This is a genomic window from Amycolatopsis iheyensis, assembly GCF_024703995.1.
Lineage (GTDB): Bacteria > Actinomycetota > Actinomycetes > Mycobacteriales > Pseudonocardiaceae > Amycolatopsis > Amycolatopsis iheyensis.
Genome location: NZ_JAMXQV010000011.1, coordinates 140,009 through 164,737 on the forward strand (window position 1 = coordinate 140,009; position 24,729 = coordinate 164,737).

A 24,729-nucleotide genomic window follows, 5' to 3' on the forward strand; every position below is an offset into this window, starting at 1 on the left:
TCGCGAATCGCCCGTTCGACAGTTTCGCACACCCGCCCGCGGAAGGGTCTGGACCAAATGGCGGCTCTGCGGGGTCAGGTCAGTTCGACGAGCGGGAACGCGCGGTGCCGCCGCGGCGGGATCAGGTAGTTCTGCCGCCGGGTCGCCGTGATGAAACGTTCCAGGCCGTGGTCTTCCTCTTCCAGGTCGAATTCGTCCAGCAGATCGACGGATGCCTGGCCGCGCCGGAGGTCCGCGAAGAAGTCCGCGCTCGGGAAGAACCCGGAGAACTGCAGCTTCGGGGTGTTCCGGCCGCTGCGGACGTCCATCGCGTCGAAGCCGGGACCGTCGATGCGGAGGTGGATCGGCCGGCCTTCCGCGGTCCGGCCGGTGCGGTGCAGCTGCGAGACGTGCCCGATCCGCGCGAACCGCTCGGCACTCGTGCGCGCGTAGTCGCGGCCGTTGAACAGGTTCCGCAGCACCGCGCCGCGCGTGCCGAGGCTTCGCGGGCCGCCGCCGTCGAGGAACGGGTCGGTGGGATCCTCGGGTACTTGTGCCGGTGACTGGAACATGTACTGCAGCCGCTCGGCGAAGTTCTCGCGGTGGTCGACGTCCTCTTCGGGCTCGCGGCCGTCCACGTAGAACTGCTGGAGGTCGAGCAGGACGTGCGAAAGGTGTTGCACCGCACCGTTGTCGAAGTAGCCGCCCGGCTGCGCGTTCGTCAGCCGGATGCCGTGCCCGCCGACGAACGTGACGTCCTGCGGTGGCGCGCTCGCGTCGACCTGCTGGTCGGCGAACCCCATCCACATCGGGGAGAACGGGTTGACGAACGAGGCGAACGGGAGCCGGTTCGCGTCGGCGAGGTAGCGCGGCAACCCCATCTGCACGAACATCGCGCGCGACGACGTGATCGTCAGCCCCGCGTCGAACCGCGGGGACGCGATCGGGCGGCCGACGAGCCGGCCGCTGCCGCCGAGCCACGCCACGACGTCGGCCACGTAGCTCCAGTCGTCGCCGCGGACGGTGAACAGGACGTCGTTGCTCTCCAGCACGAGCGGCACGGTGAACTCGGGCCGCCGCAGTTCGAGGGCGTGCGCGCCGGGCGCCACGTCGGTCGGGCCGGCGACGGCCCGCTTGAGCACGGGCTGACCGGCGAGCGTACGTGGCATGTTCGCGCTCACCAGAGCCGCCGGGAACCGCGCGAAGTAGGTGTCGCTGTAGGCGACGTGCGTGAAGACGCCGCCGGGCGCGTACGGGTAGTTGCCCTCGATGGTGCGCAACGCGGACTCCAGCCGGCCCGCGTCCGCTTTGGACGGTGCCCGGCTCAGCCGCGCGGTGACGAACGTGGTGTGCACGGGCGGCATCCCGACCGGCACGCCGTCCAGCGTCTGCGCGGGCGGCATGAACGGGCCGAGGTCGAACTGGACGTCCGGGAAGGCCACCTCGGTGTCGGCCCAGGCCATCCGCACCGGCACCCGGGCGAAGCCGGCGACCAGGTCGAGCGTGCCGAGCGCGGCCATCGCCCCGGCGACGACGCCGGTGCGGCGCAGCGCGGTCCGGCGGTCGACCGGACGGGAGCGGATCGGCACGATGCTGACGCCCGCGTCGCCGGCGGGGTGGTGCGCGAGCGGGCACTTCGACGCGGGGCGTTCCGGGACAGCGGACACGGTGACCTCCAGGGACCCGCCGCCCCTCGTCGGCGCCCGGCCACGGTAGATCTTCGCGCGCGCCCGCCACCATGACGAGAAGAACCTAGGTATGCGGGGAAAACCCTAGGTACCCGACCGTCCACAAGGGATCAGGTTTCGGGGACGAACTTCCCGGTCGTCAGGAACTCCTCGAACAACGCCGTGTGCGGCGCGAGGTCCAGGCCCTGGTTGGCCACCCACTCGTCGTTGTAGTAGGTGTGCGCGTACCGCTCGCCGCCGTCGCACAGCAGCGTCACGACGCTGCCCGCCTGGCCGTCCTCGACCATCCGGGAGATGAGCCGGAACGCGCCGTAGAGGTTCGTGCCGGTCGAGCCGCCCGCCCAGTGCCCGGTGCGCTCGCGCAGCAGGCGGATCGCCGCCAGGGAGCCGGCGTCGGGGATCCGGAACATGTCGTCGATGACGCCGGGGACGAACGACGGCTCGCACCGCGGCCGGCCGATGCCCTCGATCCGCGACGGCATCCCGGTGGCGTAGTCGAGCGCGCCGGTTTCCCAGGCGCCGTAGAACGACGAGTTCTCGGGGTCGACGACGCAGATCTTCGTCGTGTGCCGCTTGTAGCGGACGTACCGGCCGAAGGTGGCGCTCGTGCCGCCGGTGCCCGCGCCGACCACGATCCAGGTCGGCACCGGGTGGCGCTCGGAGCGCATCTGCGCGAACACCGACTCGGCGATGTTGTTGTTGCCGCGCCAGTCCGTCGCGCGCTCGGCGTAGGTGAACTGGTCGAGGTAGTGCCCGCCGGACTCGGCCGCGAGCCGCTCGGCCTCCGGGTACATCGCCGGGGCCTCGTCGACGTAGTGGCACTCACCGCCGTAGAACTCGATGAGCGCGATCTTCTCCTTCGACGTCTTCCGCGGCACGACGGTGATGAAGCGCAGGCCGAGCATGCGGGCGAAGTAGGCCTCGGACACCGCCGTCGACCCGCTGGAGGCCTCGACGAGCACGGTGTCCGGCCCGATCTGGCCGTTGACGAGGCCGTAGAGGAACAGCGAGCGGGCGAGGCGGTGCTTCAGCGAGCCGGTCGGGTGGACGGACTCGTCCTTGAGGTACAGGTCGATGCCCCACTCCGGGGGCAGCGGGAAGACGTGCAGGTGCGTGTCGGCGCTGCGGTTGGCGTCGGCCTCGATGATCCGGACGGCTTCGCGCACCCAGCTGCGGGCGTGCGGGCTCATTCGGACCGGCCCGCGGCGTCGCCGCGCAGCTGCGCCCGCAGGTCCGCGCGGGCGCGGGCGCGCTTCTCGTTGCGCTTCGCGAGCCCGGCCGTGACGCGGGCGTTGAGCGAGCGGAACAGCAGCAGGCCCAGCGGCAGCCCGACGACCAGCCCGATGAGCAGGGCGACCAGCAGCGGCACCCCGGCCAGCGTCATGGCCCAGGCGATCACCCCGACCAGCACGAACCGCGCCAGGAGGTACAGCGTCAGGTCACGGGGCAGGGTGCCGGCCTTCTCGTCGCTCACATCAACGCAGGCTACGCCCCGCCCGAGCGGTCCTTCTGCAGGCCCGCGTTGTTCGGGCGGCCCTCGAACCGCGTCGAAAGCACGACGGTCGTGTTCGTGCGCCCGACGCCGGGGATGCGGCGGAGGCGGCCGAGCGAGCGTTCGAGGTCGTCGACGGTCGCCACCCGCACCTTGACGACGAAGGCCTCGTCGCCGGCCACCGCGTAGCAGCTCTCGACCTCGTCGAGCTGGCCGAGCGCGTCGGCGACGTCGTCTTCGGTCGCGGTGTCGGTGGGATGGATGCCGACGAGGGCGGTGACGCCGAGGCCGACCGAGCTCGGGTCGACGACCGCGTGGTAGCCGGTGATCACGCCGGCGGCCTCCAGCTTGCCCACGCGCTCGTGCACCGACGACGCGGACAGCCCGACGGCTCGTCCGAGATCGGCGTAAGTGGCCCGGCCGTTGATGCGCAACGCCGCGATGATCTTCCGGTCCAACTGATCCACGGGATCACTCTATGCGGTTGGACAATCCCCCATTGGCACCACGCCTCGCGGCCGATGACCGGGTTGAACGACATCCGGGCACGTCAGGTCATCGGCAGAATAGTTGCAGAACGTAAGCAAACTGTCCGTTTTGACCTTTAAGGGCTCTTTACTCAGGGACAACCGTTCGAGTACCTGACGGGTGAAGTGCAACGATTGTCGTGTTGGCTACCCCGGCGCGACGGGCCAGAAGGGCCCGGACGCCTCCCGGTATAGCAGTGAGGTCGTTAAGGAGGCGGAAAATGACCGCGACGATGGGCGGACGGCTGCTCACCCCAGGCGAGGTGGCGGCACTGTTCCGGGTGGACCCGAAGACGGTCACCCGATGGGCCACGGCGGGCCGCATCGGCTCGATCCGGACCCCGGGCGGGCACCGGCGGTTCCGCGAGTCCGAGGTGAACGAGCTCCTCGCCGAGCTGACCACCGACGCCAGCGAACCGGCGCGCAAGGCCTGAACCAACCGGACACCAGGGCCGTGTCGGGTACGGGGAACTCCCCCGCCCGCGCGGCCCTTTCGTGTGCCGGGTCGCACTCCGCGACCCGGGTTCGGGCCGAAACCCCGCTGGAGCGGTTAACCTCGTGGGACCCACACGGAAGGATCCGGCATGCTCGCTCTGCTCGCGGCGGTCGGCGCGCTGGTCGTCGCCCTGCTCCTGTGGCGTTCGTTCGCCGGCCAGCGGATGGTCACCGCACCCCCGCGCCGAGCCCCGATCGCCCCGGACGACGACCCCGACTTCCTCCGCCAGCTGGCGGAGCAACAGCGCAAACGCCGGGACGAAGACCACTAGCCGGGCTTTACTTTCGCGAGCCAGGCCGAGACTCACGTGATCAGAGCCGGAACTCGCGAGTCACGGCCCCAATCACGCGAGTTACGGCCTCAATCACGCGAATCTCGGCCCTGATCACGCGGGTTACGGCTAGCGGTAGCCCTGGGAAAGCGGGGTGGCGAAGCCGTCGGCGACTGTGGCCGCCAGCTCCAGCAGGGCCAAGCGGGTGTCGCCCGTGAGGCGGTCCAGCTCGATCTCCGCGCCTTCCTCCAGGTGCGGGTCGAACGGGACCTTGCAGACCGCGCGGACCTTCGCGCCGAAGTGGGCCGACAGCTTGTCCAGGTCCACCGAGCCGCCCTTGGGGCGGACCGAGTTGATCACCGCCACCGAGCGCTTCACCAGCTCGCCGTAGCCGTGGGCCTCCAGCCAGTCCAGCGTCGCCGACGCGCTGCGGGCACCGTCCACCGAGCCCGACGACACCACCACCAGCGCGTCAGCCACGTCCAAGACGCCCTTCATCGCCGAGTGCATCAAGCCGGTGCCGCAGTCGGTCAGGACGATGTTGTAGAAGTGCTCCAGCAGGTTGACCGTGCGCCGGTAGTCGTCCTCCGAGAAGGCCTCCGACACCGCCGGGTCCTGCTCGCTCGCCAGGATCTCCAGCCGGCTGGCGCCCTGGGACGTGTACGACCGGACGTCGCTGTAGCGCGTGATGCGGGCCGCGTCGCGCAGGAGGTGGCGGACCGTCGCCGTCGTCTCCAGGGGCAGCTTCTGGGACAGCGTGCCGCGGTCCGGGTTGGCGTCCACCGCCACCACGCGGTCGCCGCGCAGGGAGGCGAACGTCGCCCCGAGCGTCGTCGTCACCGTCGTCTTGCCGACGCCGCCCTTGAGCGACAGCATCGCGATCTTGTAGCACCCGCGCAGCGGCTGGTTGACCCGCGCGATGAGGTCGCGGCGCTGGGTGTCGGCCGGGCTCTCACCGGGGTTGATCAGCTTGCCGGAGCCGACGTACACCGCCTTGCGCCAGCCGGACTGCGGTGGCCGCTTGACCTGCTTGACCAGGTGCGCGGTCGACAGGTCGTGGCCGTGGCCCGGCTGCTGCGGCGGGGCCGCGTGCCGCCCGCCCTGGGGCTGCGGGAGCCCCGAAGGCTGCTGCGGGTACTGGGCCTGCGCGTACTGCGGCTGCAGCGGCGGCAGGTTCTGGTCGTAGCCGTAGCCCGGTGGCACCTGGTGCGGGCCCGAGGCGTTCGGGTTGGGCACCTGGTGCGGCCCGGACACCGCCGGGTTCGGCGGCGGCGCGACCGCCTGCGTCGGCTGCACGTCGAAGGCCCCCGACGTCTCCGGATGCGGGTGTGAGTCCGTCCGGTCGTCGGCGAACAGGTTCGGCTCGGCCCCTTCGGGCTGCTGTTGCGCCTGTTCGGGGTGGCCAGGAGCCGATTCTTCGCTGGGTCCGGTCACCGGTGTAAACCTCCGCGCACTCCGCCCGACATCACGCCCCCTGGTGACGACGGTAGTCGGCGCTGCGCCGGTCTGCTCAGCCCACCCCGGCGTAGGAGTGCAAGCCCGCCGTGACGAGGTTCACGAAGAACAGGTTGAAGATCATCGCCGCGAACCCGACGATGTTGATCGCCGCGGCCCGCGCGCCGCGCCAGCCCGCGGTCGCCCGCGAGTGCAGGTAGGCCGCGTAGATGACCCAGGCGATGAACGCGACGGTCTCCTTCGGGTCCCAGCCCCAGAACCGGCCCCACGCCGACTCGGCCCAGACGGCGCCGCAGAGCACGCCGAAGGTGAACACCGGGAAGGCGAAGATGGTCGTCCGGTAGGCGATCCGGTCGAGGACGTCGGCCGTGGGCAGCTTCGACGCGAAGCGCGCGAACTTCGTCTCGTCCTTTTCGTACGCCGCCCGGAACAGGTACAGGACGCTCGCGACGCCCGGCACGAGGAACACACCCGAGCCGATGATGGCCGCCGAGACGTGGATGACCAGCCAGTACGACTGCAGCGCGGGCTGCACCGGCGCCGCGGTCGTGTACAGCAGCGTGCCGTTGATGAACATCAGGATCACGACGGGCAGCAGCAGGAAGCCGGTGAGGTGGCGGACCGGGAACTTCCACATCACGACGATCCAGGTGACCACCGTGATGAAGGTGACCGCCATGCCGTACTCGTACATGTTGCCCCACGGCGCGCGGTGCACGGCGAGCCCGCGCAGCACGATCGCCGACAGCTGCAGCAGCGCGCCGAGCACGAGCAGCGACGCGCCCATCTTGCCGATCCGCTCGGGCCGCCCGGCCTGGCGCTGCGCCGCCTGGGTCTCCTCGATCGGCGGGCCGCCGGCCCCGACGAGCTCGCGCGCGCGGAGCTTCGCCCGCTCGGTGGCGAGCCGGCCCTTGGCGCCGAAACCCTGCTCGACCAGCGTCATCATCAGCGCGACGACGTAGATCGCCGCGGCGGTGGTGTAGAGCCAGTCGCTGTAGGTCGACAGCGTCTCGTTGATCGGCATGCCTCAGCCCTTCTGACCACTGATCAGGCGTTCACTGATCTTGTGGAACTCTTCGCCGTACCCGGCCTGGTCGGTGCGGGCCAGTCCGGCGACCTCGATCACGGTACCCGGGTGGTCCTCGGTCCCCGGCTTCACCCGCACCCACAGCCGGCGCCGCTTGACCAGCAGGGACGCGCCGAGACCGAGGAACATGGCGATGGCGAAGCCGAGCACGAACCCCTGCGTCGGGTCGTGCGACACCTGCAGCGAGACCCAGTGGTTGACGCCGTCGAAGCGGATCTTCGTGCCGTCGTCGAGCTTGATCTCCTGGCCGACCTTCAGGTTCTCGCGCGCGATCTTCTTCAGCCGGCCGTCGTCCACGAGGGACTGGTCGATCTCGAACACCGACTGCCCGCGTCCGGCGTCGAGGCCGAGGTCGCCGCGCATGATGTCGACGGCGACCGCGGGGTCCTTGACCTCCGGCGCCGAGGACGTCAGCACGTTGCCGTGCATGAACGCGGTCGGCGCGAACAGGCCGGTGATGGCCAGCTGGCGGGTGCGCCGCTGCGCCTCGTCGGTGATGCCGGGCTGGTCGAACTTCGTCGCGCCCTCGGCGAGCATCGTGGTCGGGTCGACCGTGCGCCACTGGGTGTTCTGGGTGCGCTTCTCCCCGTTCGGGAAGGTCACCGTGAACTGCGGCGAGTTGCCCTGGCCGAGCAGGTAGACGCGGTCGCCGGCGGTGCGCAGCGGCGAGTTGACCTCGAGACCGTAGGGCCGCCAGGTGTTCGTCTCCAGGTCCTGGCCGGACTGGTACTGGATGTTCGAGTGGTAGTACTCCGGCTCGCCCGCGGGGGTGTACCGCACGGTGAAGTCGTTGATCTTCACGCAGAACGGGTCGAGGTCGGTGCCGTCGACGCGCAGGCCCGCGTTGAAGGAGTCGTAGTTGTAGATGCCGGAGTTGCAGAACGTGCTGCCGTCGGCCTGGACGATGACCTGGCCTTCGTAGCCGAAGAGCTTGCCCAGCGCGAAGAACACGATCAGGCCGAGCATGCTGAAGTGGAAGAGCAGGTTGCCGGTCTCGCGCAGGAACCCGCGTTCGGCGGAGATCGTGCGGACGCCGCCGTCCTCTTCGCGTTCGATCCGCCGCCAGCCCGAGAGCTGCTTGTGGACGGCGGCGACCTCGGCGGAGACGTCGGACTTGCCGCGGCCGAGCCGGTAGTGCGGCATCCGCGCCAGGTTGCGCGGGGTCAGCACCGGCTTGGCGCGCATCGCCTTGGCGTAGTCGAAGGTGCGCGGGGTCAGGCAGCCCACCAGCGAGATCATCAGCAGCAGGTAGATCGCCGAGAACCAGATACTGGAGTAGACGTCGTAGAACTCGAGCTTGTCGAGCAAGGTGCCCCACCAGCCGTGCGCGCTGATGTACTCGTCGACCTTGGGTGCGTTGAGCTTCCGCTGCGGCAGCAGCGCGCCAGGCAGCGCGGCCAGCGCGAGCAGGAACAGCAGGACGAGCGCGGTGCGCATCGACGTCAGGCCGCGCCAGGTGTTGCGCAGGAAGGCGAAGGTGCGCTTCGCGGGCGTCGGGCCCTGCGGGGTCTTGGGCGGTGCTTCGGTGGTCGTCACAGCGGCAGCTCCAGGCCACCGGCGAGCTCGTTGCGGAGCCAGCCCATCAGATCTCCCCACACGCCGGTGACCAGCAGGATGCCGACGATCATCAGCAGCACGCCGCCGAAGACCTGCACCTGGCGGCCGTGCCGGCGCACCCAGTCGGTGGCGCGCACGGCCCAGCGGGCGCCGAGCGCGATGAGCAGGAACGGCACCCCGAGGCCGAGGCAGTAGACGGCGATCAGCAGGTACCCGCGGACCGCGGCGCCGCCGGTCGCGCTGGCCAGCGTGGTGACGGCGGACAGCGTCGGGCCGATGCACGGCGTCCAGCCGAGGCCGAAGATCGCGCCGAGCAGCGGGGCGCCCCAGAGGCCGCCACCCGGGACGCGGTGCGAGCGGACCTCGCGCTGCAGGCCCGGGATCCAGCCGAGGAACACCAGCGCCATGGCGATGGTCAGGACCCCGCCGATGCGCTGCAGGAGGTCCTGGTTGATGACGAGCGTGGCGGCCAGCCAGACCAGCGTGCCCAGGGTGGCGACGAACACGACGGTGAACCCGAGCACGAACAGCAGCGCCGCGCCGAGCACGGCCCAGCGGCCCTGCTTGCGCTCTTCGTCCGCGCTGACGGCCGGGGCGTCCGCGCCGACCAGCGCGGCGAGGTACGCGAGGTACCCCGGCACCAGCGGCACCACGCACGGCGAGGCGAAGGAGATCGTTCCGGCCAGCAGCGCGACGCCCGCGGCGAGCAGCAGCGGTCCGGAGATCGCCAGCTCGGTAACGGAGTTCACCCCGTTGAGGGTAGGCAGTGAGGTCCTGGTGAGAACTCCGGGGCCGCTTCACAGGACCTACGCCACAGCAGATCAGGACCTTGGTCCCGGGAGGAACCGGCCCAGCATGGCGACGCTGTGGCATCTGCGTCTCGTACTCCTCGACGGCTTCGCGGACGTCGTGCTTCTGGAGCAGCTCGGCGAGCAGGCGGGCGTCGTGCAGGGCCGTGTTGGCGCCGTTGCCGCCGCTGGGCGACGTCGCGTGGATCGCGTCGCCGAGGAGCGTGACGCCCTGCGGCGCCCACCGCCGCGACCAGCGCCTGGACGCGCGGGTGCCGGCCCTCGACGCCCGCCGCGGGTCTTCCGGCGCCGGCAGGGTACCGCTGACGTCGTCGACCAGCTGGTCCAGCCGGTCGGGCAGGCACGCGCGGAGTGCGCCACGGCCGAGTTCGGACAGGCCGATGCGGTAGCCCATGAAGCGCGCGTACACCCCGGCGGTCCGCTCGAACACTTCGACGTCGGCTTTGCGCAGTCCTTGCGCCAGGCACAGCCCGCCGAGTCCCGGCATGGCGCACCCGGAGGCCTGCGCCGACGTCGTGACCAGCTACGGTTCCGCCACCAGCCGCTTGGTCACCGGGAGCAGGTCCTGGGCCAGCACCTGGCGCAGGAAGACCGCGGCCACGCGGTGCTGCTTGTCGAGCACGATCGTCGACGGGATGATGTTGCGCGGGTAGCCGCTGAGCTTGAGCAGCACGCGGCCGTCCGGGTCGTAGATCGACGGGTAGGTGAGCTGCCGGTCGCGCACGAAGTCCTGCGCCACCTGGCGGGCCGGGTCGCGGACGTCGATGCCGACGACCTGGACCTCCGGCGCCTGCTTGGCCAGCGACTCCAGCTCCGGGACCTCGGTGCGGCACGGTCCGCACCACTGGCCCCACAGGTTCAGCACGATGACCTTGCCCGGGAAGTCCGCGAGCGACAGCTGCTTGCCCTCGGTCATCAGGTCTTCGCCGGCCAGCACCGGCGCGGTCTGGCGCTGGGCGCCGTCGTAGGTGATGTCGACCTTGCCGCCCGGGGAGACGAAGCTGAAGCTGCTCCCCTGCACCACCGCGTCCTTGCCGCTGCTGCAGCCGGCCAATGCCAGCAGCGCGAGCACGACGAGCAGCCGTTTCATGCGCCGGTCACCTTCGGGTCGGTGGTGCCGGCGGGCTCGCTGTAGACGATCTCGCGCAGCTCGTCGCCGTCGAAGACCAGCGAAGTCAGCGACGCCAGCGAGCACTGGCGGCGGCGCGGGTCGTGCCACAGCTTCCGGCCCTCGAGGAACCGCCGGAGCGTCCAGATCGGCAGCTGGTGCGACACGCACAGCGCCTCGTGCCCCTCCGCCGCTTCACGCGCCCGGTGGACCGCGCCGAGCATCCGGTGGGCGATCTCGAGGTACGGCTCACCCCAGGACGGCTTGAACGGGTTGACCAGCTTCGGCCAGTGCTTCGGCTCGCGCAGCGCGCCGTCGCCGACCGCGACGTGCAGGCCCTCGAACTGGTTGCCGGCCTCGATCAGGCCCTCGTCGGTGGCGATGTCGAGCCGGTGCGCCGCGGCGATCGGTCCGGCCGTCTCCTGCGCCCGCTGCAGGGGCGAAGCGACGACGTGCACGAGGTCGTGCCCGGCGACGGCTTCGGCGACCGTCAGCGCCTGGCGCTGCCCACGCTCGGAGAGCTTGTAGCCGGGCAGGCGGCCGTACAGGATCTTCTCGGGGTTGTGCACTTCGCCGTGCCGCAGCATGTGGACGACGGTGGTCACTTCGTCGCCTCCGCCGCCGCGCGCGCCGCCGCGGGCAACGCCGCTTCGATCACCGAGAACGCTTCGTCGTCCATCGCCGCGTTGACGAACCAGGCTTCGTACGCACTCGGCGGGCCGTACACGCCTGCGTCGAGCAACGCGTGGAAGAAGGCCGGGTAGCGCCACGTCTCGGACGCCTGCGCGCCCGGGTAGTCGCGCACCGGCTGCTCGCTGAAGAACACGCTCACCAGGTTGCCCGCGTACTGGACGTTGTGCGCGACGCCGGCTTCGCTCAGCTCGCGCCGGAAGAGGTCGCCGAGGCGCTTCGCGTTGGCGTCCAGCGCCGCGTACACGGCGTGGTCGGCCGCGCGCAGCGTCGCGAGGCCCGCGGCCACCGCGACGGGGTTCCCGGACAGCGTCCCGGCCTGGTAGACCGGCCCGCCCGGGGCGAGCTTGGCCATCACGTCGGCGCGGCCGCCGAAGGCCGCCGCCGGCAGCCCGCCGGACATCACCTTGCCGAAGGTGTACAGGTCGCCGGCTACGCCTTCGAGGCCGAACCAGCCCGCGCGCGAGACGCGGAAGCCGGTCATCACCTCGTCCATGATCAGCAGCGCGCCGTGCTCGTGGGCGAGGTCGCGCAGGCCGGCGTTGAAGCCGTCGTCCGGGGCGATCGCGCCCATGTTGCCGGCCGCCGCCTCGGTGATCACCGCGGCGATCTCGCCCGGGTTGTCCGCAAAGGACTTCCGGACCGCGTCGAGGTCGTTGTAGGGCAGCACCAGCGTGTCGGCGGCCTGGGCGCCGGTGACGCCCGGCGACGTCGGCAGCCCGAGCGTCGCGACGCCGGAGCCGGCCTGGGCGAGCAGTGCGTCGACGTGACCGTGGTAACACCCGGCGAACTTCACGATCTTGGGCCGGCCGGTGAACCCGCGGGCCAGCCGGATCGCGCTCATCGTGGCCTCGGTGCCCGAGTTGACCAGGCGCACCTGCTCGACCGGCTCGACCCGGTTGATGATCTCCTCGGCCAGCTCGACCTCACCGATCGTCGGCGTGCCGAACGACAGCCCGGACGTCGCCGCCGCGCGCGCCGCCTCGACGACCGCCGGGTGGGCGTGCCCGAGGATCATCGGCCCCCACGAGGACACGAGGTCGACGTAGCGGTTGCCGTCGGCGTCCCACAGGTGCGGGCCCTCGCCGCGGACCATGAACCGCGGCGTGCCGCCGACCGAGTTGAAGGCCCGGACCGGCGAGTTCACCCCGCCCGGGACGGCCGCCTTCGCGCGTTCGAACCATGCCTTGGACTGCTCGGTTCCAGTGCTCACCCGTCCAGTCTCGCAAACCCGCCTAAGATGGCCGGACGCCGCCCGGGGAGGGGAACAGCCGGTGACCGAACGTGCGTCACAGCGCAACCCGTGGCTGGTGCTGGCCGGGTTCCTCGGCGTCGTCGCCGTGGTGGCCGTGGTCGCCGCGCTGGCCGCGACCTCGGCGAAGGACGTCTACGCGCGCCTGGAGCAGCCGTCGTGGGCGGCGCCCGCGTCCTGGTTCGGTCCGGTGTGGACGGTCCTGTACGTGCTGATCGCGCTGGCCGGCTGGCTGTACTGGCGCACCGACGGCGAGACGCGGGGCTTCGCCGCGTACGGCGTCGGCCTGCTGGCCAACCTGCTGTGGACGCCGCTGTTCTTCGAGGGCGGCGCGGCGGGCGCGGCGCTGGTCGACATCCTCGTGCTCGACGTCGTCGTGCTCGTGACGATCGTGCTGTTCGGCCGCCGGTCGAGGGCCGCCGCCGCGCTGCTGGTCCCCTACCTCGCCTGGATCCTCTACGCAACGGCGCTCAACACCGCGATCGTCGCGCTCAACTAGCGCGCCGCCTGCTGGGTGATGGCCTGCGCGGCCACCGTCCCGTCGTCACCCGCCTGCCCCTGGACGACGACGGTCGAGCCCGGCTTGAGGTCCGAGAGCTTGCCCTGCTGCGTCACGCCGACCGTCGTCGAGTCCGATGTGGACACCTTGACGTCCTGCCCCTGCGCGGTCTTGACGTACACGGTGGTGCCGTCGACGTGGTCGACCGTGCCGGTGGTGCCGCGGCCGCCGGCACCGCGGAAGCCGCCACCCTGCTGGCCGGTCCCGCTCTGCTGACCGCCTTGGGTGCCACCGGTGGGGCGGTTCGGGGTCGAGGAAGAGGACGACGAGCCGAACGCGGCGTGCGTCCAGGCGCCGCCGCCGAAGGCGATGGCGAGCACGACTAGCCCGGCGAGCACCAGCGTCGTGCGGGAAAACGGCTTGGCCGCCCGCCGCATCTCGGCGTTGAGGTCACCCTCGACCGCCGGCCTGGCGACGATCTCCTCGGCGGAGCTTTCACGTGAAAGCTCCGCCCCCTGGTGGTCGCTTTCACGTGAAAGCGGCGGGTTGGTGGTCATCTCGAAGGCTCCTTATTCGTGACGCAGGGCGTCGATGGGCCGCAGCTTGGCGGCCCGGTTCGCCGGGAAGCTGCCGAAGAACAGGCCGATCAGGGCGGACACCGCGAAGGCGAGCAGGATCGACGAGGGCACCACGACGGGCTTGATGCCGGAGATGGTGAACCGGCTGCCGATGATCCCGATCGCGACGCCGAGCAGCCCGCCGAACAGGCTGAGCATGGTCGCTTCGGCCAGGAACTGGCCGAGGATGGCCGAGCGTGGTGCGCCGATGGCCTTGCGGATGCCGATCTCGCGGATCCGCTCGGTGACCGTGACCAGCATGATGTTCGTGACCCCGATGCCGCCGACCAGCAGCGAGATCGCCGCGACCGCGGCCAGCAGCACGGTGAACGTCTCGGTCGCCGACGTCCGCGTCGCCAGCAGCTGCTCGGAGTTCTGGATCTGGTAGTCGGCGGTGCCGCCGAGCCGGATGCCGTGGCGGGCGTTGAGGATCGCGGTGATCTCGGACTGGGCCAGCGACACGGAGTCCGCGCTGGTGGCCTGGACCGCGATCTGACTGAGGCTGCCGTACCCGGCCAGGGAGTTCTGGACGGCCGAGATCGGCGCGATGGCGACGTCGTCGGCGTTCTGCAGCCCGGTGCTGCCCTTGGCCTGCAGCACCCCGATCACGGTGAACTGGATGCTGTTGAGCAGCACGTTCTTCCCGACCGGGTCGGCGGTGCCGAAGATCGACTCCGCCGTCGTCGGGCCGAGGACGACGACCTTGCGCGCGGCCGTGACGTCCTCACTGGTGAACAGCTGCCCCTGGGCGAGGTCGCGGTTGGTCGTCGTGAAGTACGCCGGTTCAGTGCCGGCGACGCTGGAGATGTCGTACGACGTCTGCCCGTAGGTCGCGGTCGCCGTCGTGTTCACCACCGGGGAGGCGGCTTTGACGTCGGGCGCGCCGACCGGGTCGACGAGCGCGTGCGCGTCCTGCACGGTCAGCGGCCGCGCCGACGCGCCCTGCCCGCCGCCGCGGGCCGGGGAGACGTTGACGACGTTGGTGCCGAGGCCCTGGATGCTGGCCGCGATGGCCGCGGACGCGCCGTTGCCGACCGCGACGAGCAGGATCACCGCGGCCACGCCGATGGTGATGCCGAGCGTGGTGAGCGCCGAGCGCAGCTTGTTCGCGGTGAGCCCGCGCACGGCGAAGCGCAGGATTTCGAGGAAGTTCACGAGATCGCTCCGACCGCGCGCCGGGTCTCGTCGGAGACGATCAGCCCGTCGTCGACGCGCACGACGCGGTGCGCGTGCGCGGCGACCTCGTCCTCGTGCGTGATGACGACGATCGTCCGGCCGAGGGAGTTGAGCCGGTCGAAGACGCCGAGGACGTCGGCGGTGCTGCGGCGGTCGAGGTTGCCGGTCGGCTCGTCGGCCAGCAGCATCGCCGGGCCGGTGACCAGCGCCCGCGCCACCGCGACGCGCTGGACCTGCCCGCCGGACAGCTCGCTGGGCAGGTGCTTGGCCCGGTCGGACAGGCCGACCATCTCGAGCGCGGCGAGCGCGCGGCGCCGGCGTTCCGCCCGGCGGAGTCCACTGTAGACGAGCGGTAGCTCCACATTGGACAACGCCGAGGTCCGCGGCACGAGGTTGAACGACTGGAAGATGAACCCGATCTTCCGGTTGCGCAGCAACGCCAGCTGCCGCTCATTGAGCTTGCCGACGCCGAAGCCGTCGAGCAGGTACTGGCCGGACGTCGGGACGTCGAGGCAGCCCAGCATGTTCAGCAGGGTCGACTTGCCCGAGCCGGACGCGCCCATGATGGCGACGTACTCGCCGGGCCACACCGCGAGGTCGACGCCGCGCAGCGCGTGCACCGCCGTCTCCCCCGCGCCGTAGGTCTTGCGCAGTCCGGAGACCGCGATCACGGGGTTCATCCGCGCCCGCCGAAGCCGCCGCCGGCGCCCGTGCCGGTGCCGCGCTGGCCGCCGCCGGGGAACCCGCCGGTCCCGCCGCCGGGGAACCCGCCGGTGCCGCCGGTGCCGGTGCGCCCGTTCCCGCCGGTGGTCCCGGTGGCGGCCGTCGCGGTGAGCACGACGTTCTCGCCCTCGGTCAGCCCGGAAGTGATCTGCACGGTCGACTCGCCGCGGATGCCGACCTGCACCTGGCGCGTGACGTTCTGGCCGTTCTCCTGCACGGTGACGACGTTGGTGTTGCCGGCGGTGGTCACGGCGGCGGCCGGCACGCTCAGCGCGTTCTGCGCCTCCGCCACGGTGATGACGACGCTGGCCGACTGGCCGGGCCGCAGCCCGTCCGGCGGGTCGGTGAGCGCCAGCTGCGCGCCGTAGGAGACGACGCTGCCGCTGGTGGTCGGGGTCAGGTTGATGCTCGAGACGGTGGCCTGGACCGGCTTGTCCGGCAGCGCGTTGAGCGTCACGGTGGCTTTCTGGCCGGTCTTGACCTTGCTGACGTCGATCTCGGCGACCGAGGTGTTCACGACCAGGCCGGTCATGTTCGTGATGGTGATGAAGCCGCCGGAACTGCTGCTGGTGGCCGTCGAGGCGCTGTTCGAGGAGGAGCCCTGACCGCCCTGGCTCTGGCCGCTGCCGCTGCTCGTCGAGGAGCTGCTGCTCGCCGAGCCGCTGGAGGACTGCTGCCCGACGGCGCCGTTGACCGCGGTGACCGTGCCCGCGCCGGGCGCGTACAGCGTCGTGTTGTCGAGGGATTCCTGCGCGGTCTGGACGTCGAGCTGCGCCTGGTCGAGCTTGGCCTGCGCCGAGGTGACGCTGTTGGCCGCCTGTGTGCTGTTCTGGCTGTTCTGCCCCGTGGCGGGGGTGTCCTCGGCGGTTTCGGCGCTGTCGAGGCTGTCCTGCGCGACGGCGAGGTTGGCCTTGGCGACCTGCAGCTGCTTCGCCGCCTGAGTGCTGTCGACGGTGGCGAGCTTCTGGCCGGCGCTCACGACGTCGCCGACCTTGACGTCGATCGAGGTGACCTTCCCGGCCGTCGCGAAGTTCGCCGCGCCGGTGTAGCTGCTGGCGAGGGTGCCTGCGGCGGAGATGGTCTCGGTGACCGTCGCGCGGCGCACCTGGGTGCTGCGCGTCTGCGCCTGCGCTGTGTTCGGTGTGGGGCTGAATGCCTGGTATATCCCGAATCCCGCGCCGGCCAGCAGCACGATCAGAGCACCGTTGATCACCCATGCCTTCGAGGCACGCACCCGCGTCATGCGGCAACTCTGTGACTGCCGCTTAGCAATTGACTGTTGGTTGCCTGTGCGGGAGCTGTGTATCAGGCCTTGGGTGCACGGTGCCGCGCACGCAGCGCGAGCGACAGCTGACGGACCGCGTCGACCAGCAGCAACGCGACGACGACGCCGAGCCCGATGGCCCCGGCGAGCATCCCCCCGAAGTACCGGTGCGACTCGAGCGCGGCACCGTCGTCGGTGTGCGTGACGACGGTGGCGCGGCCACCGTGCCAGAGGGCGTAGACGGCCCACGCACCGGCAACGGCGAGGAGGACTTCGACGACGGCGACCAGCGTCCGCCACGGCTTGTGCAGCCGAGCTCGCGGGCCGGCTTCTTCCGGCGGCCAGAGCTCGGCACCGGTGGGCTGCGGAAGGTCGATCACGACGCCGATTTTCTCATGCTTCCCGCGGCGTCGCCCGAACGAGCCGGTCCAGCGCGTCCTGCAGTGCCTCGACGTCCTTCGCCCACGCCAGCACCACCGTGCCGTCCGTCAGCTCCACCGGCAGCGAGTCGTACTTGCGCGGCACCGCCCAGCCACCGCCGAGCACCCGCGCGCCCACCGGCGCGCCGACGTCGGTCACCGACGCCAGCTCCTCCGCCGGGACCTTCTCCCGGCCCTGGCGCAGCTGCCGCGTCGTCACCTCCAGGGACAGGAACCGGCGGCGCGCGTACACCCACGGCACCGTGATCGCGCACAGCCCGGCACCCACCAGCAGCCAGCCCACCACGTGCACCGGGCCGCCCGTGGCCAGCTCCGCCAGCGCGCCGACCAGCGCGAAGACCGGGCCCCACACGATGGCGGCCCAGCTCACGCCCGATTCGGCGTAGAGCCGGTCGCTCACGGCTTCTTGCCGACCTTCGGGAAGTACTGGGGCGCCGTGTACAGCAGCCCGATCGCGATGATGAACACCAGCAGCGACACCGCGGTCAGGAAGTGCAGGATCGGCGCGATCACGAAGATCAGCAGCACCATCACCACCGGCAGGACGGTGAGCACCGTCCGGGCCGAGCGCGTCCCTTCGCGGGCCTTGTACGCGAACAGCATGAACAGCAGCGCGAACACGATGGCCCCGAAGAGCATGAACCACAGCCGCGACGTGATGCTGTCCGCGATGATCTGCGGCGTGTACTGCGGGTCCTTCGTCTGCTCGACGATCCGCGCGATGATCGACGCCTTGCCGCTGAGCATCAGGACGTAGCTGAGGATCAGCAGGACGCCGCCGGCGAGCCACAGCCAGAACGACCACCGCACGAGCCCCGGCGGGTCCACCTTCGGCGCCTGCTCGCCCGGCAGCACCGGATCCGGTGCGCCGCCGCGCTTGCGCCGTTCGTCGTCGGTGAGGTTTTCGGTGTCCTTGTCCGCCACGCGGGTGACTCTAACCGGTCAGTCCAGCCAGGCAGCGGCCTCGGCGGCCCAGTAGGTGAGGATCAGGTCGGCGCCCGCGCGGCGAATCGACGTCAGCACCTCGAGGACCGTCCGCTCACGGTCCAGCCAGCCGTTCGCCGCGGCGGCCTCGACCATCGCGTACTCGCCCGAGATGTTGTACGCCGCCACCGGGACCGGGGAGATGTCCGCGGCCGCCTTGATGACGTCCAAATAGGACAGCGCCGGCTTGACCATCACCATGTCCGCACCCTCGGCGAGGTCGAGCTCGATCTCGCGCAGCGCTTCGCGGCCGTTGCCCGGGTCCTGCTGGTAGGTCTTGCGGTCGCCCTTGAGCTGCGAGTCGACGGCCTCCCGGAAGGGGCCGTAGAACGCGCTGGCGTACTTCGCGGAGTAGGCGAGGATCGCCTTGTCGCGGTGCCCGGCCTCGTCGAGCGCCCGGCGGATGACGCCGATCTGGCCGTCCATCATCCCGGACGGCCCGAGCACGTGCGCCCCGGCTTCGGCCTGCGCCACGGCCATCTCGGCGTAGATGCGCAGGGTGGCGTCGTTGTCGACCCCGCCGTCGGCGTCGAGGACGCCGCAGTGGCCGTGGTCGGTGAACTCGTCGAGGCAGGTGTCGGCCATCAGGACGGTGGCGTCGCCGAGCTCGTGGCGCAGGTCGCGCAGGGCGACGTTGAGGATGCCGTGCTCGTCGACCGCTCCGGAGCCCTCGGCGTCACGCGTGGCCGGGACGCCGAAGAGCATCAGCCCGCCGACGCCGGCGTTGACCGCGTCGACCGCGGCTTTCCGCAGCGTGTCGCGGGTGTGCTGGACGACGCCCGGCATGCTCGAGATCGGCCGCGGCGCGTCGAGGCCCTCGGCGACGAACATCGGGAGGATCAGCTGGCGCGGCCGCAGCGTCGTCTCGCCCACCAGCCGGCGCATGGCCGGGGTGGTGCGGAGCCTGCGGGGACGATGCTCGGGGAACACCCCTCCAAGCTACTCCCGCCCTGATCGGCGCGGATCCTCAAGGGTGCTGGACACCGGCCGGCGCGGCCGGTTCAGTACGGGGGTGACCGAGTACGTCGAACGCCTGCCCGTGCCGCGGCTGGCGCCCTTCGTGCGGACGGTCTGGCTCCAGCGCACCGGCGACGAGCCGTACGTCCAGCGGCACCTGCCCACCGGCGGCGTCGAACTGCACTTCCCGATCGGCGGCCGGCCCCGGCTGCTCGGCCCGCTGACCGCGCCGCGGCTCGAGGTCCTCCCGGCGCGCACGGCCCTCGTCGGCGTGCGGTTCCGGCCGGGTGCCGCGCCGCCGCTGCCGGTGCCCCTCGACGACCTGGTCGACCAGCACGTCGAGCTGACCGGCGACCGGTGGGCCGAAGCCGTCGCCACGGCCGGTTCCGCGGAGCGCGCCATCGAAATCGTCCAGGCCCGGCTGCCGGTGCGAGCGGATCCCCTGGTGAGCGAGGCCGTCCGGCTGCTGATGCCGTGGCGCCCGGTCGACATCGACACCCTGGCCGGCCACCTGGCGCTGTCGCCCAGCCAGCTGCGCCGCCGCTGCCTGCACGCGGTGGGCGTCGCGCCGAAGGTGCTGCAGCGGACGTTGCGGTTCCAGGGTTTCCTCGCGCTGGCGCAGGCGGGGTTGCGGAGCGCGGCCGGCCTCGCCGCCGACGCCGGGTACGCCGACCAGGCGCACCTCACCCGGGAGTGCCTCCGCCTGACCGGGCTCACCCCGCGCGCGTTGCTCGGCGGCAGCCTCGACGCGTGCGCGTGCGGCCACGACCACACGGCGTCCTACCTGCCGTTCCTGCGCGATTCGTTCAAGAACCCGCGGCGGCCCGTCCCTAGCCTGGCGCGATGATCCTCGTCACCGGCGGGCTCGGCATGATCGGCGCCCACACCGCCCACGCACTCCTCGACCTCGGCCACGACGTGGTCGTCACCGCCCACCGGCGTGCCGAGGTCCCGTCGTTCCTCGCGGGCCGGGTCACGGTCGAACAGCTCGACGTCACCGACCGCGACGCGTTCCTCGCGCTCGGCTCGCGCCACGACATCACCGACATCGTCCACCTGGCCGGCAGCATCCCCGGCGACGATCCGGTGGACTTCTTCCGCGCGGACCTGACCGGTTTGCTCAACGCCCTGGCCGCGGCGCGCACGTGGGGTGTCCGCCGGTTCGCGGTCGCGAGCAGCCTCGGCGTGTACATCGGGCGTCCCGAGATCCCGTGGCACGAAGGCTTGGACCTGCCGACGACGTCCCTGCCGCACTTGATCGTGGCGTTCAAGAAGGCGGTCGAGCCGCTCACGACGCACGCGCTCGCGGGCACCGGCGTCCAGCCGGTGGTGCTGCGGATCGGCACGATCTGGGGCCCGCTGGTGGATCCGGCGTCACCGTTCTGCCCGATCCCGTCGCTGGTGAACACGGCGACCTCACCCATGCACGCCGACGACGGCGGCGACGTCTGCTACGCGCCGGACGCGGGCCGCGCGATCGCCCTGCTGACGACGGCGCCTTCCCTGCGGCACGACACCTACAACGTGTCGAGCGGCCGCCCGTTCACCTACGGCGAGTTCGCGGCCGCCGTGGGCACCACCCTTCAGCCGGGCGGCGCGAACGGCCCCTACCTGGACATCTCGCGCCTTACCGAGGACACGGGCTTCAAGCCGCGGTTCGACGTCCCGGCCTCGGTGGCCGACTACCTGAAGTGGCGCGAAGAGAACCCCCGCTGAACGAGCGAAGGCCGCCCCGGCGAACCGGGGCGGCCTTCGTCGTGAAGAACCTCAGGAGCGGCGGGCCCGCTTCGCCTTGCGCGGCGGCGGCAGGGCGCCTTCCGCGCGAAGCCGGGCGGCGTGCTCGGCCAAAGCGTCCACCAGGTGCGGCACGTCGGCCTTCTCCGGCTGGACGTCCACCCGCAGCCCGAACTCCACCGCGGTCTCGGCGGTCTTCGGGCCGATGCACGCGACCAGCGTGCGGGTGTGCGGCTTGCCGGCGATGCCGACCAGGTTCCGCACGGTCGAGGACGAGGTGAAGCAGACCGCGTCGAAGCCGCCGGTCTTGATCATCTCGCGGGTCTCGGCGGGCGGCGGGGCCGCCCGGACCGTCCGGTACGCCGTCACGTCGTCGATCTCCCAGCCGCGTTCGCGCAGACCGGCCGACAGCGTCTCGGTGGCGATGTCCGCCCGCGGCAGCAGCACCCGGTCGACCGGGTCGAGCACGTCGTCGTACGGCGGGAACTCGGCCAGCAGGCCCTCGGACGACTGCTCGCCCGACGGGACCAGCTCCGGGATGATGCCGAACGAGCGCACCTTCGCCGCGGTCGACTCACCGACGCAGGCGATCTTCACGCCGGAGAACGCGCGGGCGTCGAGCCCGAACTCCTCGAACTTCTCCCACACCGCGCGGACCGCGTTGGTGGAGGTGAAGACGATCCACTGGTAGCGGCCGTCGACCAGGCCCTTGACCGAACGCTCCATCTGCGCCGGGCTGCGAGGCGGCTCGACCGAGATGGTCGGCACCTCGTGCGACGTCGCGCCGTGGCCGCGCAGGCGCTCGGCCATCTCGCCGGCCTGCTCCTTGGTGCGCGGCACCAGGACCTTCCAGCCGTACAGCGCGCGCGACTCCCACCACGACAGCTTCGAGCGGTGCCCGGCGGCCTGGCCGATCGTGACGATCAGCGGCCCGACGAGCTCACCCGCGTCGTTGGCGACCTTCTCGAGCGTGGTGTCGAGGGTGCGCTGGGTGTTGATGGTGCCGTTCGCGGTGACCGCGACCGGGGTCGACGACGGCAGGCCGTGGCCGGTCAGCGCCGAAGCGGCCTCGGCCAGGTGGGCCGACGTCGCGTGCAGCACCAGCGGGCCCGGCGAGGCGGCCAGGGCCGCCCAGTCGACGTCGCCGCGGACGTCGACCTCGGTGTGCGTGCCGCCCAGCGCGACGCCCGCGTACGCCGGGACGGCCGCGCCCGGCGAGACGCCCGGGATGACGTCGAACACGGCGCTCGTGCGCGCGACCGCCTGCACCTCGGCCACCACGGCCGGGGTGGTCAGCGGGTCGCCCGCCACCAGCCGCAGCACCAGGCGGCCGGCCTTGGCTTCGGCGGTCAGGTCCTTGGCGACCTCGGTGGCCTCGCCGACGGCGGGCCGGACCTCGGCGCCTTCGGCGGCCATGGCCAGCACGGCCTGCGGCACGTCGGGGTCGGTCACCACGACCTCGGCCTTGGTCAGCAGCTCCTGGGCACGGACCGTGAGCAGGCCGGCGTCGCCGGGCCCGGAGCCCACGAACGCTACGCGCCCGGTCGTCTTTCGCGCGGGGGTCATCTGTGCGTTTCTCCTCTTGCGGCGGCCGTGCGGGATCGCACGGACGCAGGTCTCCTACGTTGTTCCCTGAGCGCTCTCGGGAGCGCTACTGAGCGGTGCCGGAGAAGTCTCCGGCACCCAGGTCCAGCAGCTCGGCGGCCAGGTCCTTGCCCAGCTGGGCGGCCTGGTCCTTGTCGGCGAGCGCGGAGGCCCGGACCATGTCCACCGCGCCGTTCTCGCCGTCGACCGCGGCGGTGCCGCGCAGCGAGATCCGTTCCACGACCTTGCCCTCGGCGTCGAGATCTTCGACGATCTCGGCGAGCGCGCCCACCGGCGCGCTGCACCCCGCCTCGAGCGCGGCCAGCATGGCCCGCTCGGCCGTCACCGCGGCCCGCGTGCCTTCGTCGTCCAATGTGGATGCGAGCAGCTGCTCGAGTTCCACGTCGGCGGACCGGCACTCCACCGCCAGCGCGCCCTGGGCGGGCGCGGGCAGCATCTGGATCGGGTCGAGGGTCTCGGTGATCACCTCGGCCAGTCCGACCCTGGCCAGTCCGGCACGCGCCAGCACCACGGCATCCAGCTCGCCGTCGGTCACCTTGCGCATGCGGGTGTCGATATTGCCGCGAATCGGCACGATTTCCAAACCGAGGCCCAGCGCACGCAGCTGCGCGGTGCGCCGAGCCGCGCCCGTGCCCACCGTCGAACCCGGCGGAAGCTCGCCCAGCGTCAGCCCGTCGCGCGCGATCAGCGCGTCCCGCGGGTCTTCACGCGGCGGCACGGCGGCCAGCGTGATGCCCGGCTCGGGCGCGGTCGGCAGGTCCTTGTACGAGTGGACGATGACGTCCACTTCGCCCCGCAGCAGGGCTTCCCGCAGCGCGGAGGTGAACACGCCGACCCCGATCGTCGCGATCGGCGCCAGCGACTTGTCGCCGGGCGTGGTCACCTTGACGATCTCGACCTCGACGCCGGCCGCGCGCAACGCGTCGGCGACCGTCCCGGTCTGGGTGAGCGCGAGCTTCGAACCTCGCGTGCCCATGCGAATGACTCTGGTCACCACTACTTCTTCTCCGGTGGGGGCTTCGGGCTCGCGACCGCGGTGGGCGCCTGCGGGTCAAGGCAGAACAGCTCACGCAACGCGTTCGCGTAGTCGGTGTCGGCCGTCTCGGCGGCCAGCTGCTTGACCCGCACCGTCGGCGCGTGCAGCAGCTTGTCGACCACCCGGCGGACGGTGCGGCCGACTTCTTCGCGGACGGCACCGTCCAGCTCGGGCAGCCGGTGGTCCAGGCGCAGCAGCTCGGCGTCGACGACCTCGGCCGCGCGCCGGCGCAGCGCCGTCACGGTCGGGGTGACCTCGGCGCTGCGCTGCCCGGCGAGGTAGTCGCGCACCTCGTCGAGGACGATCCCGGTCGCCTTGGCGGTCTGGCGCTCGGTGGTCGGGGTGCCGGCTTCGCGCATCCGGCGCTGGATGGTGGCCAGGTCGACGACCCGGACGTCGGCCAGCTCGCCGACCGCGGGGTCGACGTCACGCGGGAGGCCGAGGTCGCAGACGACCAGGGCGCGGCCGCCGCGCGGCAGCACGTGTTCCGGGACGAAGACGGCGTCCTGTGCGCCGGTGCAGCAGATCACGACGTCGGCTTCGCGCACCGCGTCGGCGACCCCGGACAGCGGGATCGCGCGGGCGGGCACGCCCTGCTCGGTGACGTTCGCGGCGAGCCGGCGGGCGCGGGCGTCGGTGCGGTTGGCCACGGTGATCTCGCCGATGCCGGCCTTGCGCAGCTGCGACGCGCTCAGCGCGCCCATCGAGCCGGCGCCGACGATGACGGCGTGCTTGCCGGCGACGTCCCCGGCCGCGGCGAGCGCCTCGGACACGACCGACGCGCCGAGCTGGTCGAGCCCGGTTTCGGTGTGGACGCGCTTGCCGACGCGCAGCGTGGTCTGGATCAGCTCGTGCAGCGTGCGGCCGACGGTGCCGGCCTCGCGCGCGGTGGCGTAGGCGGACCGGATCTGGCCGAGGATCTGCGTCTCGCCGACGACCATCGAGTCGAGGCCCGAGGTGACCGAGAACAGGTGCTCGACGGCCGCGCCGGCGTAGTGGACGTACAGGCTGTCGTAGAGGTCGGCCGGCTCCATGCCGGCCTGGCGGGCGAGCACCGCGGAGACGTCGTTGAGGCCGCCGTGGAAGGTCTCGACGACCGCGTAGACCTCGATCCGGTTGCACGTCGAGACGAGCATGACCTCACTGACGGACTCGGCCTGCTGCAGCTCGTCGAGGACCTTGCCGATCTCGGGCGCGGGGACCGCGACGCGCTCGAGCGTGCTCAGCTCCGCACTGCGATGCGAGAGACCGACCGCCAACACGCTCATGCGCACACCTCGCTG

The 24,729-nt window shown here is 71.6% G+C and carries 27 protein-coding genes and 1 pseudogene; 5 read left to right on the plus strand and 23 right to left on the minus strand.

Going from position 1 to position 24,729, the window contains the following annotated elements; translation table 11 throughout:
* Window positions 1-74 precede the first annotated feature (74 nt).
* The 4 genes from M8542_RS21455 to M8542_RS21470 form a co-directional block, all read right to left on the minus strand.
* Complete coding sequence (locus M8542_RS21455; protein WP_257921985.1) at window positions 75-1,646, minus strand: DUF7405 family protein; 1,572 nt, start codon at window positions 1,644-1,646, stop codon at window positions 75-77.
* A 131-nt stretch (window positions 1,647-1,777) separates the two neighbouring features.
* Complete coding sequence (cds1, locus tag M8542_RS21460) at window positions 1,778-2,857, minus strand: L-cysteine desulfhydrase Cds1 (protein ID WP_257921986.1); 1,080 nt, start codon at window positions 2,855-2,857, stop codon at window positions 1,778-1,780.
* The gene (locus tag M8542_RS21465) at window positions 2,854-3,141 is read right to left on the minus strand and encodes a DUF4229 domain-containing protein (RefSeq protein WP_257921987.1); all 288 of its coding nucleotides are present in this window, start codon (window positions 3,139-3,141) and stop codon (window positions 2,854-2,856) included. Before M8542_RS21465 ends, cds1 begins: the two co-directional genes overlap by 4 nt.
* 11 nt (window positions 3,142-3,152) lie before the next feature.
* On the minus strand, window positions 3,153-3,626 hold the full coding sequence (locus M8542_RS21470; RefSeq protein ID WP_257921988.1) for an Lrp/AsnC family transcriptional regulator: 474 nt from the start codon (window positions 3,624-3,626) through the stop codon (window positions 3,153-3,155).
* Window positions 3,627-3,907: 281 nt separating this feature from the next.
* On the opposite strand from M8542_RS21470, the gene M8542_RS21475 reads away from it, so the two are divergent.
* Complete coding sequence (locus tag M8542_RS21475) at window positions 3,908-4,120, plus strand: BldC family transcriptional regulator (RefSeq protein ID WP_072474890.1); 213 nt, start codon at window positions 3,908-3,910, stop codon at window positions 4,118-4,120.
* Between the two features lie 150 nt (window positions 4,121-4,270).
* Entirely contained in the window at window positions 4,271-4,453 is a 183-nt protein-coding gene (locus tag M8542_RS21480) for a hypothetical protein (RefSeq protein WP_257921989.1), read from the plus strand.
* A gap of 129 nt (window positions 4,454-4,582) precedes the next feature.
* On the opposite strand, the gene M8542_RS21485 is transcribed toward M8542_RS21480, so the two are convergent.
* The 8 genes and pseudogenes from M8542_RS21485 to hemL form a co-directional block, all read right to left on the minus strand.
* A complete protein-coding gene (locus tag M8542_RS21485) occupies window positions 4,583-5,887 on the minus strand; it encodes a MinD/ParA family ATP-binding protein (RefSeq protein WP_257921990.1) in 1,305 nt (434 codons plus the stop codon).
* A gap of 76 nt (window positions 5,888-5,963) precedes the next feature.
* A complete protein-coding gene (ccsB, locus tag M8542_RS21490) occupies window positions 5,964-6,932 on the minus strand; it encodes a c-type cytochrome biogenesis protein CcsB (protein WP_257921991.1) in 969 nt (322 codons plus the stop codon).
* A 3-nt stretch (window positions 6,933-6,935) separates the two neighbouring features.
* Window positions 6,936-8,531, minus strand: coding sequence for a cytochrome c biogenesis protein ResB (gene resB, locus M8542_RS21495; protein WP_257922148.1), 1,596 nt, complete (start codon window positions 8,529-8,531; stop codon window positions 6,936-6,938).
* Entirely contained in the window at window positions 8,528-9,301 is a 774-nt protein-coding gene (locus M8542_RS21500) for a cytochrome c biogenesis CcdA family protein (RefSeq protein WP_257922149.1), read from the minus strand. Before M8542_RS21500 ends, resB begins: the two co-directional genes overlap by 4 nt.
* Before the next feature lie 172 nt (window positions 9,302-9,473).
* Window positions 9,474-9,848, minus strand: a pseudogene (locus M8542_RS21505) (FAD-dependent monooxygenase); the annotation flags it as partial.
* Window positions 9,849-9,884: 36 nt separating this feature from the next.
* Window positions 9,885-10,451 (minus strand): TlpA family protein disulfide reductase, encoded by a 567-nt coding sequence (locus M8542_RS21510; protein ID WP_257921992.1) that lies wholly within the window; start codon window positions 10,449-10,451, stop codon window positions 9,885-9,887.
* Entirely contained in the window at window positions 10,448-11,074 is a 627-nt protein-coding gene (locus tag M8542_RS21515; protein ID WP_257921993.1) for a histidine phosphatase family protein, read from the minus strand. Before M8542_RS21515 ends, M8542_RS21510 begins: the two co-directional genes overlap by 4 nt.
* Complete coding sequence (gene hemL, locus M8542_RS21520; RefSeq protein ID WP_257921994.1) at window positions 11,071-12,372, minus strand: glutamate-1-semialdehyde 2,1-aminomutase; 1,302 nt, start codon at window positions 12,370-12,372, stop codon at window positions 11,071-11,073. The genes M8542_RS21515 and hemL overlap by 4 nt, the downstream gene beginning before the upstream one ends.
* A 61-nt stretch (window positions 12,373-12,433) precedes the next feature.
* On the opposite strand from hemL, the gene M8542_RS21525 reads away from it, so the two are divergent.
* Window positions 12,434-12,910, plus strand: a complete 477-nt coding sequence (locus M8542_RS21525; protein ID WP_257921995.1) for a TspO/MBR family protein — start codon at window positions 12,434-12,436, stop codon at window positions 12,908-12,910.
* On the opposite strand, the gene M8542_RS21530 is transcribed toward M8542_RS21525, so the two are convergent.
* From M8542_RS21530 to hemB, 8 genes are all read right to left on the minus strand, one after another.
* A complete protein-coding gene (locus M8542_RS21530) occupies window positions 12,907-13,467 on the minus strand; it encodes a hypothetical protein (protein WP_257921996.1) in 561 nt (186 codons plus the stop codon). The two genes, M8542_RS21525 and M8542_RS21530, sit on opposite strands and share 4 nt — an antisense overlap.
* A gap of 12 nt (window positions 13,468-13,479) precedes the next feature.
* Window positions 13,480-14,682 (minus strand): ABC transporter permease, encoded by a 1,203-nt coding sequence (locus M8542_RS21535; RefSeq protein ID WP_257921997.1) that lies wholly within the window; start codon window positions 14,680-14,682, stop codon window positions 13,480-13,482.
* Window positions 14,679-15,383: an ABC transporter ATP-binding protein gene (locus M8542_RS21540; protein WP_257921998.1), complete on the minus strand. Its 705-nt coding sequence runs from the start codon at window positions 15,381-15,383 to the stop codon at window positions 14,679-14,681. The genes M8542_RS21535 and M8542_RS21540 overlap by 4 nt, the downstream gene beginning before the upstream one ends.
* The gene (locus M8542_RS21545; protein ID WP_257921999.1) at window positions 15,380-16,669 is read right to left on the minus strand and encodes an efflux RND transporter periplasmic adaptor subunit; all 1,290 of its coding nucleotides are present in this window, start codon (window positions 16,667-16,669) and stop codon (window positions 15,380-15,382) included. Before M8542_RS21545 ends, M8542_RS21540 begins: the two co-directional genes overlap by 4 nt.
* A 62-nt stretch (window positions 16,670-16,731) precedes the next feature.
* Window positions 16,732-17,070 carry a hypothetical protein gene (locus tag M8542_RS21550; RefSeq protein ID WP_257922000.1) on the minus strand — a complete coding sequence of 113 codons (339 nt, stop codon included), beginning with the start codon at window positions 17,068-17,070 and terminating at the stop codon, window positions 16,732-16,734.
* Between the two features lie 13 nt (window positions 17,071-17,083).
* Window positions 17,084-17,530, minus strand: coding sequence for a transport-regulating membrane protein Mce1N (gene mce1N / locus M8542_RS21555; protein ID WP_257922001.1), 447 nt, complete (start codon window positions 17,528-17,530; stop codon window positions 17,084-17,086).
* Complete coding sequence (locus M8542_RS21560) at window positions 17,527-18,054, minus strand: hypothetical protein (protein ID WP_257922002.1); 528 nt, start codon at window positions 18,052-18,054, stop codon at window positions 17,527-17,529. The genes mce1N and M8542_RS21560 overlap by 4 nt, the downstream gene beginning before the upstream one ends.
* Window positions 18,055-18,072: 18 nt before the next feature.
* Window positions 18,073-19,044 carry a porphobilinogen synthase gene (gene hemB, locus M8542_RS21565; RefSeq protein ID WP_257922003.1) on the minus strand — a complete coding sequence of 324 codons (972 nt, stop codon included), beginning with the start codon at window positions 19,042-19,044 and terminating at the stop codon, window positions 18,073-18,075.
* 82 nt (window positions 19,045-19,126) lie between these two features.
* Between hemB and M8542_RS21570 the strand changes: the two genes are divergently transcribed.
* Window positions 19,127-19,918 (plus strand): helix-turn-helix domain-containing protein, encoded by a 792-nt coding sequence (locus tag M8542_RS21570; protein WP_257922004.1) that lies wholly within the window; start codon window positions 19,127-19,129, stop codon window positions 19,916-19,918.
* The gene (locus M8542_RS21575) at window positions 19,915-20,787 is read left to right on the plus strand and encodes an NAD-dependent epimerase/dehydratase family protein (protein ID WP_257922005.1); all 873 of its coding nucleotides are present in this window, start codon (window positions 19,915-19,917) and stop codon (window positions 20,785-20,787) included. The genes M8542_RS21570 and M8542_RS21575 overlap by 4 nt, the downstream gene beginning before the upstream one ends.
* Window positions 20,788-20,838: 51 nt before the next feature.
* Here M8542_RS21575 and M8542_RS21580 read toward each other — a convergent pair whose 3' ends face one another.
* From M8542_RS21580 to M8542_RS21590, 3 genes are all read right to left on the minus strand, one after another.
* Entirely contained in the window at window positions 20,839-22,371 is a 1,533-nt protein-coding gene (locus M8542_RS21580; protein ID WP_257922006.1) for a bifunctional uroporphyrinogen-III C-methyltransferase/uroporphyrinogen-III synthase, read from the minus strand.
* Window positions 22,372-22,456: 85 nt separating this feature from the next.
* Window positions 22,457-23,386, minus strand: a complete 930-nt coding sequence (gene hemC / locus M8542_RS21585; RefSeq protein ID WP_257922007.1) for a hydroxymethylbilane synthase — start codon at window positions 23,384-23,386, stop codon at window positions 22,457-22,459.
* Between the two features lie 20 nt (window positions 23,387-23,406).
* The gene (locus M8542_RS21590; RefSeq protein WP_257922008.1) at window positions 23,407-24,714 is read right to left on the minus strand and encodes a glutamyl-tRNA reductase; all 1,308 of its coding nucleotides are present in this window, start codon (window positions 24,712-24,714) and stop codon (window positions 23,407-23,409) included.
* Window positions 24,715-24,729: the final 15 nt, after the last annotated feature.